Source organism: Pedobacter sp. (assembly GCF_035317785.1).
Classification (GTDB): domain Bacteria; phylum Bacteroidota; class Bacteroidia; order Sphingobacteriales; family Sphingobacteriaceae; genus Pedobacter.
Genome location: NZ_DATHGC010000266.1, coordinates 1 through 14,647 on the forward strand (window position 1 = coordinate 1; position 14,647 = coordinate 14,647).

The 14,647-nt window shown below is 46.9% G+C and carries 9 protein-coding genes; 4 read left to right on the forward strand and 5 right to left on the reverse strand.

The genetic code is table 11. The features are described from left to right. Nucleotides 1-127: 127 nt before the first annotated feature. From VK541_RS16580 to VK541_RS16595, 4 genes are all read right to left on the reverse strand, one after another. Nucleotides 128-3,328, reverse strand: a complete 3,201-nt coding sequence (locus VK541_RS16580) for a TonB-dependent receptor (protein WP_324371443.1) — start codon at nucleotides 3,326-3,328, stop codon at nucleotides 128-130. A gap of 96 nt (nucleotides 3,329-3,424) precedes the next feature. Further along, entirely contained in the window at nucleotides 3,425-4,726 is a 1,302-nt protein-coding gene (locus tag VK541_RS16585) for an amidohydrolase family protein (protein ID WP_324371444.1), read from the reverse strand. Then, a complete protein-coding gene (locus VK541_RS16590) occupies nucleotides 4,719-7,442 on the reverse strand; it encodes an amidohydrolase family protein (RefSeq protein WP_324371445.1) in 2,724 nt (907 codons plus the stop codon). The genes VK541_RS16585 and VK541_RS16590 overlap by 8 nt, the downstream gene beginning before the upstream one ends. A 152-nt stretch (nucleotides 7,443-7,594) precedes the next feature. Further along, entirely contained in the window at nucleotides 7,595-8,446 is an 852-nt protein-coding gene (locus tag VK541_RS16595) for a hypothetical protein (RefSeq protein WP_324371446.1), read from the reverse strand. Between the two features lie 166 nt (nucleotides 8,447-8,612). On the opposite strand from VK541_RS16595, the gene VK541_RS16600 reads away from it, so the two are divergent. The 3 genes from VK541_RS16600 (at nucleotide 8,613) to VK541_RS16610 (ending at nucleotide 11,764) form a co-directional block, all read left to right on the forward strand. After that, nucleotides 8,613-10,235, forward strand: coding sequence for a beta-N-acetylhexosaminidase (locus VK541_RS16600; protein WP_324371447.1), 1,623 nt, complete (start codon nucleotides 8,613-8,615; stop codon nucleotides 10,233-10,235). A gap of 148 nt (nucleotides 10,236-10,383) precedes the next feature. Then, nucleotides 10,384-10,947: an alpha/beta hydrolase gene (locus VK541_RS16605; protein ID WP_324371448.1), complete on the forward strand. Its 564-nt coding sequence runs from the start codon at nucleotides 10,384-10,386 to the stop codon at nucleotides 10,945-10,947. 175 nt (nucleotides 10,948-11,122) lie between these two features. Beyond that, a complete protein-coding gene (locus VK541_RS16610) occupies nucleotides 11,123-11,764 on the forward strand; it encodes a family 16 glycoside hydrolase (protein WP_324371450.1) in 642 nt (213 codons plus the stop codon). 24 nt (nucleotides 11,765-11,788) lie between these two features. Here VK541_RS16610 and VK541_RS16615 read toward each other — a convergent pair whose 3' ends face one another. Next, nucleotides 11,789-14,257 carry a glutaminase family protein gene (locus VK541_RS16615; RefSeq protein ID WP_324371451.1) on the reverse strand — a complete coding sequence of 823 codons (2,469 nt, stop codon included), beginning with the start codon at nucleotides 14,255-14,257 and terminating at the stop codon, nucleotides 11,789-11,791. Nucleotides 14,258-14,329: 72 nt separating this feature from the next. Between VK541_RS16615 and VK541_RS16620 the strand changes: the two genes are divergently transcribed. After that, the coding region (locus VK541_RS16620; protein ID WP_324371452.1) for a twin-arginine translocation signal domain-containing protein at nucleotides 14,330-14,647 on the forward strand (318 nt) is incomplete at its 3' end.

Sequence of the window (14,647 nt, forward strand, 5' to 3'; positions counted from 1 at the left end):
AAAAATGGATTCTATTAAAAACGTCATTGCGAGGTACGAAGCAATCTGATGTGGAGATTGCTTTGTACCTCGCAATGACGTTTGAGGCTAAATTACGGGTTATTTATGCCAGTTAGAATCCCGGGTATTAGAATCCGTAACGTGCGCCGATCTGGAACTGGTATGGATTACCTGAAGGATTGACCACCCCGGAGTTGTTTACACGATAATTAAATACTTTGTTGGTGGTATCAAAATTTGGAACAGCAGCAGTAGTTCCGCTTTTAGGAATACCCAGTGCATATAAGGCCTGGTTACCCAAACTTTCATTCACACCCCATGTCTTCTTGATCAGGTTGTCTACGTTAAAGATATCGGCCGATATCTCCAGATTGTGTGTACCCCTGAATTTGATCTTTTTGGCAATCCGGAGGTCTACCACACCAAAGAAGCGGTTCACACCACCATTGCGCTCAGCAATCTGACCTTCATATTTAAGGATATAATCCTTGATGCTCTGACTGGCCAGTGGGTTATCCAGCAGTGTCTGCAAACCACTGCGCACATTGGCCGGTACACCGGTATTGTTCCTGTCAAAGACAAAGGCCAGATCGTTTGTAGTCACGAAGTCACCATTGTTGTTACCGCCTGAAGTCAGGCTGTAGCGTGTACCGCCGATGCCCGAGTAGCGAACACCCGCAGTAACCCCCCAGAAGGTAGGAAGCGTACCATAGATGACCACTTTATGGCGGAAATGGTTGTCTGAATAGCTCATCTTGCTCAGGTCTCTCGGGTCATCTTTAACCAGCAGGGACAAGGTAGCAGAGTTGGCTACGTTACCATTGAAAGAGGTATTGTCTTTCGTATCGTTTAAAGTATAGCTGGCGCTGATCTGCCCATCCTTAAAGTACTGCCAGGTCGCATCAACCACCACGGCAAACTGGTTCACCTTACCTTTACTGTTCAATTCCAGCACCCTTCCAAACTGATTGTTCAAGCGGCCGGTTTTCCAGTCTGCTGCACCATTGCCTGGAATGGAAGGAACAAATACGCCCCTGTTGTCTTCATTGGATAAAGTAAAGAAAGGATTTGTCACCATGTTTCTGTCCACATACATGTAATTGTGACGGCCCAGGGTAGCATAGCCGGTGATACCCACTTTCAGTTTCTCACTGATCAGTTTGGAGTAAGACAGGTTGGCTTTATAGACCACCGGAATCTGCGCATCCTCCGCATAGGTATTGATGGTAGGTACCTGGAAATTGCTCAGCTGTGGGGTCGCTACCGTTCCGTTTCTGTAGCCCGGAAAATCAGGTTTTGGTACATCAGCACCGAAAACGTCGACCGTTGCCAGGTGTTTACCGTCAAAGGTCAGGTTGTTGATGGTCACATAGTTGTTCACATCAGAACCGAATATACCAGCACCCAGACGTATGAAATCTGTATGTTTTTCCTCAATATCCCAGTTGAACTGGACACGCGGCTGGATCAGGAACTGCGAAAGCTCGTGATCTGTCCTTACGCCGATCGCATTGAACAGCGTTTCATTGAACGGAGAAGTCGGGTACTTGCTGTAGTCTAAACGCAGACCACCTGTAAAATCAAGGCCGAAAGCCAGTTTAGTTTGCATTTGTCCATAGATGGCCGCATTCCAGATGCCTGCCTTTACAGTAGGGTCTGCAACCAACGGCACCTCGCGGTAAAAGCGGTTAGGAATCAGATTTTCAAAGTTTTGAAGGGAGGTTTGTGCAGTAGCATCTGCCCCGCTGTTGGTGTATTCAAAACGTCCGTTCACCTCACTGCCGTACAATGAAGTGGCATCCGTATACATCAGGTCGGCACCAAAAGTATATTTGGCCTTGTCCGTGTTGTAGTAAAAATTGTCTACCACCTGGAAAACATTGTTGGTAAAACCTTCCTGTGCAAAACGGTGGCCGCCGATCTGAATGGCCGTAGATTTAGTAGTACCGTCAGTCAGCACAGAAGTTACGTTATTAACCACTGCTCTCGGGATTGCGAAATCCAGCTGATTGTTTTGGGTACTCGCCTGGAAAGTATACAAGTGCTGAACCTTCAGTTCGTTGGTGATCTTGCTGCTGATGGTACTGCGTAAAGTGGCCAGTAAGCTGTTGTCCACGTTTTTGTCATTGCCATAACTTTCATAGAAGTTGATGGCCGTGTTGTCTGCCAGGCCCAGAGGGTTCCTGTCGTTGGTATAGTTGTCACGGATGGTCAGCAAATTTTTCTCATCAATCTGCCAGTCTATACGCGCAAATGCCGCATCAGAACCACGTTTCTTGTCAAAAGAACCGAACTGTTCAGTCCGGGCAACACCATATTTATTCTGGGCGATGCTCTGGAAGCTGTTCAAAGTGCTGTTGGTAATGTTGAAACGCGCTTCATCTTCCGGGTTGTTAATGTCTGCGATGATCAGCGGACGTGCATCACGCTGGTGGTCCCAGCCTACAAAATAATGAAGTTTGTCTTTAATGATCGGACCGCCCAAAGTAAATCCATACTGATAGGTGGAAAAATCATTGACGCGTTTGTTTCCGCGAATGTCATAAGGACTGGCCAGCCAGTCAGCACGGCCATAACTGAATGCGCTTCCGCTGATTTTGTTGGTGCCCGATTTGGTTACCGCACTAATGGTACCACCACCTGCACGCCCAAAAGTAACATCATACTGATTGGTCACCACCTTAAACTCCCTTACCGCCTCGATAGAAATGGAGTAAGGGGCACCACTTCTGCTGGTCGTACTTCCGGCAGAGGTCGGGTTTTTGGCATTCATGCCATCAATGGTATAATTGGTTGAAGATCCCAGTTGTCCGGAAATACCACCGCCGCGGCTCAATGGCGACAAGTCCATCAGCGAGGAGAAGTTACGTCCGTTGACCGGAAGCTGGTTCATGGTCTTTGCCGAGATTTCCGTCGAGGCACCAAACTGCTGAACCTTATTTCTCAGTCCGTTACCATTGATCTCGACCGCCTGCAGGGTCTGCGCTGCGGTCTGCATCTTTACGTTGGCTTTGACCAGGTCACCCTGGTTCAGCATATAGCCCGATAAAGTCTGTTCTCCCAGACCTGTATAGGTTGCCCTTACCGTATAGGGGCCACCCAAAGGCAGCTCCTTAAAGGTGTACTCACCCTGACTATTGGTGCTGGTTCTTGTTGTAAAACCGGTTGATTCGTTTTTAACGGATACCGAAACCCCCGGAACAGGTTTGTTCTGATCATCGGAAATGATCCCGGAAATGGATGCCTGCGTCGTCTGTGCCAGCAGGTCATTTTTGACAAGGCAACAGAAAAGCAGCATTAAAGCTGTACATAGTAGTCGTTTCATCATTGATTAAAATTAATTATATAAAACCAAATGCGAAAGTAGAACTGTTATGTTAGCACAAAAACACGGCTATATTAAGAAATACTGCAATAGTGCAGGTTACTGTGAACTGTATTTTGCACTGAATTTCTTGTCCAGCTGCTTGTGCAGGTTGTCGAGGTTGATGTCCCGGCCCTGTATAAAGGCTTGTTCCACCTTGTTCGTTTTCATGTCGAGTGCATCACCCGCAGAAATGAATAAAGTCGCATCTTTTCCTGTTTCCAGGCTCCCGGCCGTTTTGTCAATGCCCAGGGCCTTTGCCGTGTTGAGCGTAATGATCTGCAATGCCTTTTCTTTATCGAGACCCCACGCAGCTACCGTCCCTGCCATAAAAGGCAGGTTTCTCTGCGCCCAGTAGCTGTGCATGCTCATGACTACATTGATGCCCGCATTGGCGAGTACCCCCGCATTCTTGTAAGGCATATTTACATCATCGTCAGTAGAATTTGGTAAGGAATGCGGTTCTTTGACGACGACAGTAATGTTGTTTTCTTTTAAGAAAGGAATGATCAGACAGGCTTCGTCGCCTCCAACCAAAACCGGGGTGATGCCATATTTCTTCGCAAATTTTACAGCCGCTGTAATGTCCTTTTCACTGTCAGCGGAAATGAAAAGCTTTTGTGTTCCGTCAAACAGGTGCTTCATGGCGGCCAGACGGGTATTGGTCACCTTCGGCTTTTCTGTTTCTGCGTAGGCTTTGGCCTCCGCGAAAAACTGGTCCAGGATGTCGACTTGTTTTTGTGTACGCTCTTTCAATGCGCTTTGAGTAGGGGCGGCCCTGCCGCTGCCGCTTCTGAATACCGGGGTGACGGGCCAGTTCATATGCTGTGCATCGTCTTTCCGGATGGCAGCGTCCTCCCAGTTCCAGGCATCGAGCTGCACCACGGAGGAACTGCCCGACAGGATGCCCCCTTCAGGGGTGATCTGTGCCATCAGTACCCCGTTACTTCTCAGGGTTGCCGGTACTTTGGAATCTGTATTGTAAGCAATCAAAGCCCTGATGTTCGGGTTTAAGTCGCCGATCTCTGTATGGTCCAGCGTGGCTTTTACCGAGCTGTATTCGATTAAGCCCAGATTGGTAATCGGAGCAATGAAACCGGGATACACATGCTTGCCATTGGCGTTGATCATCGTGGCATCGGTCAGGTTCAGCTTTACCAGTGTCGCGTCGCCTACACCGGTGATCTTGCCTTTGTCAAAGATCAGGTAGCCATTGTCTATGACCTGCCCATTGCCAATGTGCAATTTAGCACCCATGATGATCACTCTTTTGTCCTGTTTTTTTGCAGGAGAAATGTCGGCTTGAGCAAAGCTGCTCAGCCCGATAAGTGAAATGAGCAGGGTTAATATGGATCTATTCATGAGCGTGGCTCCTTTCCAGTTCGTTAAGTTCAAGGGAATAATCATCTAAAGTTTCGCAGTCGTATAATTTCGGTGTTTCATTTTGCGGACGCTGGGTTTTGCTGCCTTTGGCTTTACTGTCCTTCATTTTTTGGATCAGGCGTGTACGTTCAGTTTTCTGTTCAGTCCGGACCTGCGCATCACGCTCCATATCCCAGTAGGCAATGCCGTCTACAAAGGTCTTTTCCGCTCTTGCGTAAATAGAGAGCGGGTTGTCTGACCAGATCACCACATCAGCATCCTTGCCGGCCTTCAGACTGCCCACTTTGCTGTCTATGTGCAGCATTTTGGCAGGGTTGAGGGTTACAAATTTAAATGCTTCTTCTTCTGGTACGCCGCCATACAGCACCGCTTTTCCGGCCTCCTGGTTTAGCCTGCGGGCCATTTCCGCATCGTCAGAATTAAAGGCGGTCGTGATGCCTACATTGTGCATGATCTTTCCATTGTAGGGGATGGCTTCTGCGACCTCCATTTTATAGGCCCACCAGTCCGAAAATGTGGAGGCATTGATGCCATGGGCCTTCATCTTGTCGGCCACTTTGTATCCTTCTAAAATATGGGTAAAGGTATTGATCTTAAAGCCCAGGCTGTCCGCCACTTTGATCAGCATGTTGATCTCAGACTGCACATAGGAGTGGCAGGTGATGAAGCGCTTGTTGTCGAGGATTTCCACTATGGCATCCAGTTCCAGGTCGCGCCGTACTGTATTTCCCTTTTTGGCGATTGCCGTTTTATATTCTTTGGCCCTGGTGAACTCATCAACAAAAGTCTGTTCTACGCCCATCCTGGTGACCGGGAAACGGGCCCCTGTGCCAAAATTACTCTGCTTCACGTTCTCGCCCAGGGCGAATTTGATAAAGCCGTCCGCACCCTGGAATTTTAACTCCTCAGGCAATTTGCCCCACCTTAGCTTGATCAGCTGCGACTGTCCGCCAACCGGGTTTGCAGAGCCATGCAGGATCTGGGAGGTGGTGACCCCGCCCGCCAGCTGACGGTAAATGTTGACGTCCTCAGAATTGATCACATCGCCGATCCGTACTTCAGCCGAAGAAGCCTGCGCACCTTCATTGATGCCGCCCGTTCCGGCAATGTGTGAATGTTCATCAATGATGCCCGGCGTGATGTGCTTGCCTGTCGCGTCTATCACTTTTGCCCCTACTGAAGAAAGATTTTTGCCCACAGCCTTGATCTTGCCGTTTTCCAGCAGTACATCCGCATTTTGCAGGATTCCTTCTTTCTCATTGGTCCATACCGTAGCATTTTTCAGCAGTACGGTCTCCTGTTTCAACGGGCTGCTGGTTCCAAAAGCGGTAAAAGGGAAGATCAATGGACCAAGCTGTTTTTTAGGCTCGGTACGGTTACTCAGTTTGTTGAGGCTGTCTTTTTTTTCCTTGTCGTCCTTTTTAAACAGGATATAGCGTTTGCCCTGTACCCAGTTCTCCTCGATGATATTTGTTTTTTTGAAAAGGCTGTCTGAAGTGACAATAAAATTGGCCAGCTTGCCTTTTTCAAGTGTTCCTGCTTTGTCGGCGATGCCGATCATGGCCGCGGGAATCTCCGTAAGTGATTTCAGCGCCTGTTTCTGACTCAATCCATTGTCGATGGCCAGAACAAGGTTGGCCCAAAAATCTTTAACATTTTCCAGTCCGTGGGTGGTCAGCGCAAACCTGATCCCTGCTTTTTCCAATGCCGCAGGGTTAGCGGGGTCGAGTTCCCAGGCTTTCATCTGGGCCAGTGTAATGCTCCTGTTCTCGATGGTATCCTCTACCTCATAAACCTTACTGAAGGTAAGCGGGACAATGAGGCTGGCGCCGGTAGCTTTTATGGCGTCTATCCGCTGATACTCATCACCACCGGATTTGATGATGTACTGTTTGCCAAATTCTTTGGCGATCTTATCTGCGCGCAGCACATTTTGCCAGCCATCGGCCTCAAAGATCTGCGGAATGCCCTGCTGCTTGTTGAATTCCTCAAGAGAGATGTTGTACTCCTCCTTTTGCTTGCCATACCATTGCGAATCGTAATAAGTCTGGCGCAGCAGAGCAATGGAGCCCATTAAGGAAGTCGGATAATCGTTTTGTGAAGTCCCCTTATTGAAAGAATAATTGGCTGCCGATTCCGCTTTTAGTATGGTGTTGTTTTCTTTGTCGTCACTGAGTGCCACTGCGGTTGAAGTGCCGCGTGCAATGCCATCACGATTGATCGCATTTACAGCGCCAAACCCGGCCTTGCGCAGCTCATCTGCTTTCTTGCTGTCGGTAGTGAATATGGCGTTTGCATGTGTTTCCGGTCGTACGGCTTCATTCCATCCGTAGGCCCCCTTTTTGGTAGAAGTAAAGATAGACTGACGGGGCCCGCCAATGGTTCGGGCAACTTCAGGCAGGCCATATCCTGTAAAAGCATCCACCAGCGAAGGGTAGATGAATTTACCTTTCAGGTCTATGACTACATAGCCTTTGGGGACTTTAAGGCTGGCACCTACGGCCTGTATGACCTGGCCTTTGATCAATAATGTTCCATTGGTAATGGTCTGGGCGGCATTGACGACAATCGTGGCATTGATAAACGCATAAGTTCCCTGTCTGACGTCATAAGAACCATTGACCGGATAGGTTTGCTGGGCGAATAAATACGTTGCGGAAAAGATCAAAGCCAGGCTAATCAGCACTTTCTTCATAAAGGATGGGGTTAATGCCCTAAATTTATTTAAAAAAACTGATTAGACTGGATTATCACTGGTTTTTTACGCAGATTTTGTGTGAAATCTGTATACGTCATTGCTTCGTACCTCGCAATGACGGACAAGGTCTCGAATTCCTAACGAGTTACTTAAGGCGCTGGTGCAACAGGAGAAGTCAGCATTAACACCGGCCAATAGCCGGGTGCGGGGCCTATGCTTACTCCTTTATTGATACCCCTTGCATTGTCCTGGTTGAAATAATAAAGCGGCCAGCCTTTATAGGTCATCTGCGTTTTACCAAATACAGTTATACTGCTGAAATCAGCTTTGGCCATAACAGAAGGAACACTTTTAAGTGTTTCCTCATAAACCGGCCATATGGCATTGTTGCTGAGGTCGGGCTTGGTAAAGGTGTTGGTTTTGTTCTTATCCGGAGAGAAAGCATATAAGGTCCTTCCTTTGGAATCGGTAAAATATCTGGTATTGCCTGAGCCTTCAACGTAAGCACTGGTATATAATTTGGTGTCCGCACCAACCAGCTGGGCATTGGCGAGCATCAGCGAATAATCGGGTTTACCTACAAACCAGATCCCGCCTACACCGTTGCCTTTGATTTCACCGGCGGCGAGATCGTCTTTATAATAATATAAGGGGTAACCTTTGTAAGTGCTTTGTTTCCTTCCGTCTGCACGGGTCACTACACCCACTTCTGCGGCATTCAGGTTCAGGTCAGTGCTGGTGCTGGAAGAATAGTAAAGCGGCCAGATGGTTTCGCATCCGCCGGAGCAGGACGGGGCACCGGCCACATCAGTTGCAAACATATAGAGGGTACGGCCGGCACTGTCGGTCAGGACCGTTCCAAATGTGACATCGGTGGCCAGCTGGATTCCTTTTTTCTGTACTGGTTCTTCTTCTTTTGGCTTATCCTTTTTGCAGGATGCGGCACATATGAGGCCCAGACATAGCAGGGCCAGCAAGTTTTTTTTTACATAAATTGACATAGTTTTTGTTTTTAAGTTTTTAGATAACAGGGATTAATAGTTTGCGCAACTAATTACTAGTACGGAGAGTTGAGGAAAAAGGTTGCCTGAGGACAGGATTGTTCAGGATGAAGAGAACCGGAAAAAATATCATATTTGTGAATCTGTACTAAAAACCAAGTATTACATGAGAGCACCTGTTTTTTTAATCCTTTTTCTTCTTTTTAAGTTTTCCAATGCGCCGGCGCAGGAGTTATGCCCGGTGATCCCCCAACCGGTAAACGTGTCAAAAAATAGCGGACAGTTCCTGATTGATAAGCATACGGTTATTGTCGCGGAAACAGCGTCTTTAAAACCGCTTGCTCACTATCTTCAAAAGGAACTTCTTAAAACGCTGTATGTGCCTCTGGGCACCTCATCGTCCGGGGGCGTAACTCCCGCCATTCGCCTGGTATTAAACCCTAAGAAAAACGCTGCTGCGGAATCTTATACACTGGACATTAAACCAAAGGAAATACTAATTACTGCCAAAGAACCGTCAGGGGTTTTTTATGGTATTGTTTCTCTGCTGCAGATCGCCAGACAGGCTAAATCTCAAAAGGAAACACTCCTTATCGATGGCTGGAAGCTGCAGGACGAGCCGGTATACTCCTGGCGGGGCCTGATGCTGGATGAATCCCGTCATTTCTTTGGTGCAGAAAAAGTAAAATCTTTGCTGGACTGGATGGCATTTTACAAACTGAACAAACTGCATTGGCATTTGACTGACGAGCCGGGCTGGAGACTCGAGATCAAAAGGTATCCAAAGCTCGCCCTGGTAGGTGGCATTGGCGATTTCCATAATGAAAACGCTCCTGCCCAATATTATACACAGGAACAGATCAATGAAATCGTAAGCTATGCTGCAGAGCGGTTCATTGCTGTTATTCCCGAGATTGACATGCCAGGTCATGCAACCGCGGCCAACAGGGCCTATCCGGAATTTACAGGCGGAGGATCGCCAGGGCACCCGGATTTTACATTTCATCCGGGCAGGAAAGAAACTTATACCTACCTGAGCAATATTTTGAGGGAAACCAATGCTTTGTTCCCTTCGGGCATGATCCATTTAGGCGGCGATGAAGTGAGTTTCGGGAATCAGAAATGGGCCGGAGATCCGGAGATCCAGGCGACGATGAAAGCGAATAAGCTGACGAATGTCAAGGATGTGGAAACCTACTTTATGAAAAGAATGGGCGATTCTCTTTTTAAGATGAACTCGCAGCTGCTGGTCTGGGATGAAATGGCTGAGGCCGGTCTGCCAAAGGACAAAACCATCATGTTCTGGTGGCGTCATGATAAAACTGCTCTGCTGAAGACAGCCATTAAAAATGGCTACTCTGTGGTGCTCTGCCCAAGATTGCCATTTTATTTTGATTTTGTGCAGGACAGTACGCATACCTATGGACGGAGATGGGGCAAACAATACAGTGCATTGGAAAGTGTGTATGCTTTCTCTTTGAAGGGCCTGGACGGGCTGCAGGGAGCAGAAAAACAGATCCTGGGGGTTCAGGGTAATTTGTGGACGGAGACTGTTCAGGATGAAAAAAGAATTGATTATCTCCTGTTTCCGAGGATTTCCGCGCTTTCGGAGGCTGCTTGGTCTGCAGAGGGTAAAAGAAATTACCCGGATTTTATGAACCGCTTAAAGGGCCATATTCCATTATTCCGGCAAGCCGGCATTTATTACTTTGATCCGTTTGCACCTGCAAGCAATCCAGAGCCGGTTCGTATTGGCACTCCGGTTAAGCGGGTCAATATTGAAGATTAGTTTTCATAGCGATTAGTGCAGGAGGAGGGTGGAATGGCCCTTCTACTCCAGCTTATTCCTGAATTGTGGGCTGGATTTATTGTACGGAATATGAATATAACGTAAATTTAATAAGCGGGTAATATTTCCCGCATAAATGATTACTCCGATGAATTACGAAATACTATTTATTCAGGGCGCAGGAGAGGTAACAAGAGCGGAGGAGCAAGTCATTGCAGATGCGCTGAAAACTGAACTGGGCGATGATTTTGCCATTCTGCTGCCAACTATAAAGGATGCTGATCAACCCACTTATCTGGCCTGGGAAAACGCTTTAATAACGAATCTCAATAGCTTACCTGGCAAAGTTATCCTCCTCGGTCACTCCTTTGGAGCTTCTGTTATATTAAAGCATTTTTCCAGGGAGCCTGTTCCCGATAAAGTAATAGGAATGATCTTATTTGGCGTTCCCTATTGGAAGGATCAGAATTGGGATGTCTCTGAGTATGAAATAGAGGATGATTTTTTAGCTAACCTCAGCAAGCTGGACAATATCTATTTTTATCACTCAACGGACGATGAAGTGATCCCTTACGAGCAATTTAAGTCATACCAGAAATTAATACCGAAGGCACATTGGAAAGTACTGTCCGGAATGAATCATTCTTATCATGGGGCTATACCCGATATGATTCAGGACATACAGGATTTGGCCGGTGCATCAGGGAGTTAACGGATTAGAATATCCTGGAGCTATGGTTTTAATGTGTGTCCGGTTTTGTTCTGCGCTGTTCAGATTCGGACGTTTTTGCTCATTTTGTTTTCGGTAATTGTTGTAATTTAAGTGGTTAGGCAGTATTTTTATACGGCGGCACCATTTTGGCAGGCAGGCTAAAAAATGTACAGATATGAAATTTGGAACAATTATTTTGCTGGCAGCGCTTACGGTCAGCACTACACTACGGGCGCAAGAGGCCGTTAAGATAAGTATAGGGAAGATCTCGGGGACCTTTAACCGAAATGTGACCTTGCCGGAAGACGGGTCGAGTTTAACGGTAAATGAAGGCCCCGGCGCAGGGGGTGCCTGGTTAAGATTGAAGGAGGTAGTGAATGCGGAAATTGAGGTGGAGATGAAGGGCAGGGATGTGCTCCAGCGCAGTTTCCTTGGCATCGCATTTCATGCTCAGAACGACAGCACTTATGAAGCTGTTTACTTCCGGCCCTTTAATTTCCGGGCTGCGGATCCCGATCGGGTCAAGCATGCGGTACAGTACGTTAGCCTGCCGGGCAATGACTGGCCAAAGCTGAGGAAGGAATATCCGCTGAAGTATGAGCAGCCGGTAAATGTTTCGCTGAATCCGGATGATTGGTTTAGGGTCAGACTGGTATTTGCGGATGGTAATGTTACCGTGTATGTCAATGGTGAAGAAAAACCTTGCCTCGAGGTGAAATCCTTAAGTAATTATAAGTCCGGTAAGGTTGGTCTCTGGACGGGCAACAACTCTCCGGGTGAGTTTAGAAACCTGACGGTAAAGAGATCAGGAAAATGATCCTGATCCCTTTTTTATAAGTTTTTATTTTGCTTTTAGCTTATCGGCAAACATCCTCATATAGAAACCGCCAACGACGCTCCTGGCTTTGAAATTGTCACGTATGCCGGTATTTGAATCATAAAAGTCGTTCAATGGCACCCTTGATTCAGTTTCAATGGCATGTTTATATACAGGATGAACCAATGCTTCGAATTGTGCCTGAGTTGGCGCAAAGGTAGCGGTCCACAAGATCCAGTCATTTTTAGTATACGCCTTTCTGCTGTCCAGCGGGATGCCGTATTTGTTCTGTTTGGTCAGGTAGTACCTGGTCTCTGTATCATAGATTTTTTGCGGGAATAAGTTCAAGCCTAAAACTTTATCCCAAACCAAATTATATTTTTGGCTCCAGGTGTTTTTATTGTCAAAAGTTAAAGCATAATGATCACCTGCATCGGCCATTTCGATCCATTTTGGAACCATGCTTTCTGCTATAGCCCTATATTTTTTGGCTGTTTCAGTGTCACCCAGAGTTTCAGCCATCTGGGCATAGCAAGCGATACCTACAATTGCCTTTACGGATAAGTTCGCATTTCTGGCCAAATGGCCTGCAAAATCATCCGTACACAATTGTGTTTTTGGATCTAAGCCTTCTTTGGTTAGATAATCAACCCAGGTGGTCAGTGTTTTCCAGTGCAGTTTGGCATACTTTGCATTTCCCTGCGCCTTTGTAATGGCAGCAGATAAAATGATCATATTGCCGGATTCCTCAACAGGCATTGGCTCACCATAGGTCTGACCGTTGGCCAGAGGATAGGTTCCCAAATCATGCGCAGCCCATGGATGCGGGTATTTTCCGCTTTCACTGAAATAGAAAATCCCGTTCAGCATGCCCTGCAACAGCAAAGGATTGTAAATCAAATATAAGGGTGCGGATGGATAAGTGACATCGACTGTGTTGATGAAACCACCGCTATTGTTCTCTTTTGATAGCCAAAGGATTTCACCCTGAGGGCTTTTGACCAGGGTGTGTGCCGCAATGCTTTGACGGTAGCCGAGGATACACAGGTGCGCATATTCCTTGCCGCCGGACTGCAGGGCATCTGCATATACGGTTTCGTTGAAATTCCTGCATTTTTGCATCACTTCTTTGTACGCATTGGCTGCATCGGTCAGCTGACCTTCGATGGTTTCCTTGCCGGAAGTGTTCCACCATGGTCTCAGGTCTTTTTTGAAGTACTGAATCGAATAGATCTCGTCGTAGCCCAGCTCAACAAAGCGCTCTACTGCTGTGGATCCAACCGTGCCGAAAGGGACGACTGTGTTCAGCGCCAGTGATCTGCCAGTAGTGGCTGTAGAAACTGAAGTGCCCTTTCTGAAAGCGTCGGCTGCGGTGTTGCCGCTGCTGATGAATTGTATTGCACCGCTGGATTTTGGAGCCGCCACGTAGAAATAGCCCCAGTCGATGCGCATGTCATCGGCACCTTTTTGCAGTATGGGCTGTTCTGCCGTACCTGCTTTCAGGATCGACAATTTAGCAGTTGAATATTTTTTGGCAGTGACCTGTTGTGCAGGCCTGTATACAGCAATGTTGGACGAAGCACTCAAAAATACCTTTACTGAGTGGGTCTTTTTGTCGTTAGCTTGTACATTGTAGCTGATGTAAGACACCGGACGGGCCAGTAGGCCCAAATCATTCATGAGCAGGGGCGAAGTAAAGGTCAGCTTAAGGTCTATCTTACCGCAGGTAAAATCATAGATGGTCTGTGTAGCAGTGATTTCCACATTTTTCTGTTTGGCCACCTGGATTTTAGCCGCATTGTCTTTAAGCTTGTCTGCCAGGCCAAAGTCCAGGTACCTGCCGCCGGCAGAGTTGGCCAGGTGGATGGCGATGACATTCTGACCGGCATTCAGATCGTTTTTATGGAGCGGGAAATACTGGAAAGTATTGGTCCAGCCCACTTTTTCATATACTTTTTTGCCGTTCAGGTACACCTCGATGTTGTCATCGTGGTTCATTTTTAACAGCAGCTCATTGATGCCGGCCGGATTGGCAATGCTGAAAACCCTTCTTACCCAGATTTCCTTAGATTTCCAAAGCGTTTTTACCTGTTTGGCGTCATCACCGATAGGGGCAGAACCCGATTTCCAGTCGCTTGCAGCATAATCAGCTGCTTTCCAGTCGCCGTTAGGAGCAGTTTCTGTGTATTTTACGGTATAAGGTGATTCGTCTGAAGCCGCGAGTACCGTTTTATAGCTCGCCTCTTCTTTACCAAGGAAGCGGTATATATTGCCATCTACATTGATCAAACCCAGGAGCGAGTGATCTGCGCCGGTCCAGTGTGTGGTAGTAGATGCATTGAGTTCATCTGTATTGGACCAGATGCTGAAATTGGGGTTATGGGTGATCAGCGGATAAGATGGTGCTTTCCGGTCTTGTGCCCTGACTGGGCCTAAAGCAAAAATGCCGGCCAGGATGCCTAAAAATTTTAATGTGTTGATGCTGTTGATCATTTGTATGGTTTAATAGGGCTTTGGTTAGAAGCGAGTAAAACAGGGTAAAAATCAATAATTAAAATTTAGCAAATGACCTTAGCTGTATCAGATTTTCGCCATTTCATCTCAATTATGAATATATTCGGAATATCTTTATTACTTTCATGCTCTTTATATTTTACTATGAGTTCATCAAGCAGAAGAAAATTTATCGGTACAGTAGCTGCGGTTGCGGCCGGTACCGCAGCAAGTGCAGCAATGCCCCTTAAAAATATGGAAAATAAATACCCTATTACGCACCATGTGCTTTTTTGGCTAAAGAACCCGGATTCTAAAGAAGACCGTGATAAATTAATAGCCGGTTTAAAGAAATTAACAAAGATTGAAACCGTACGTGAACTGAAAGTA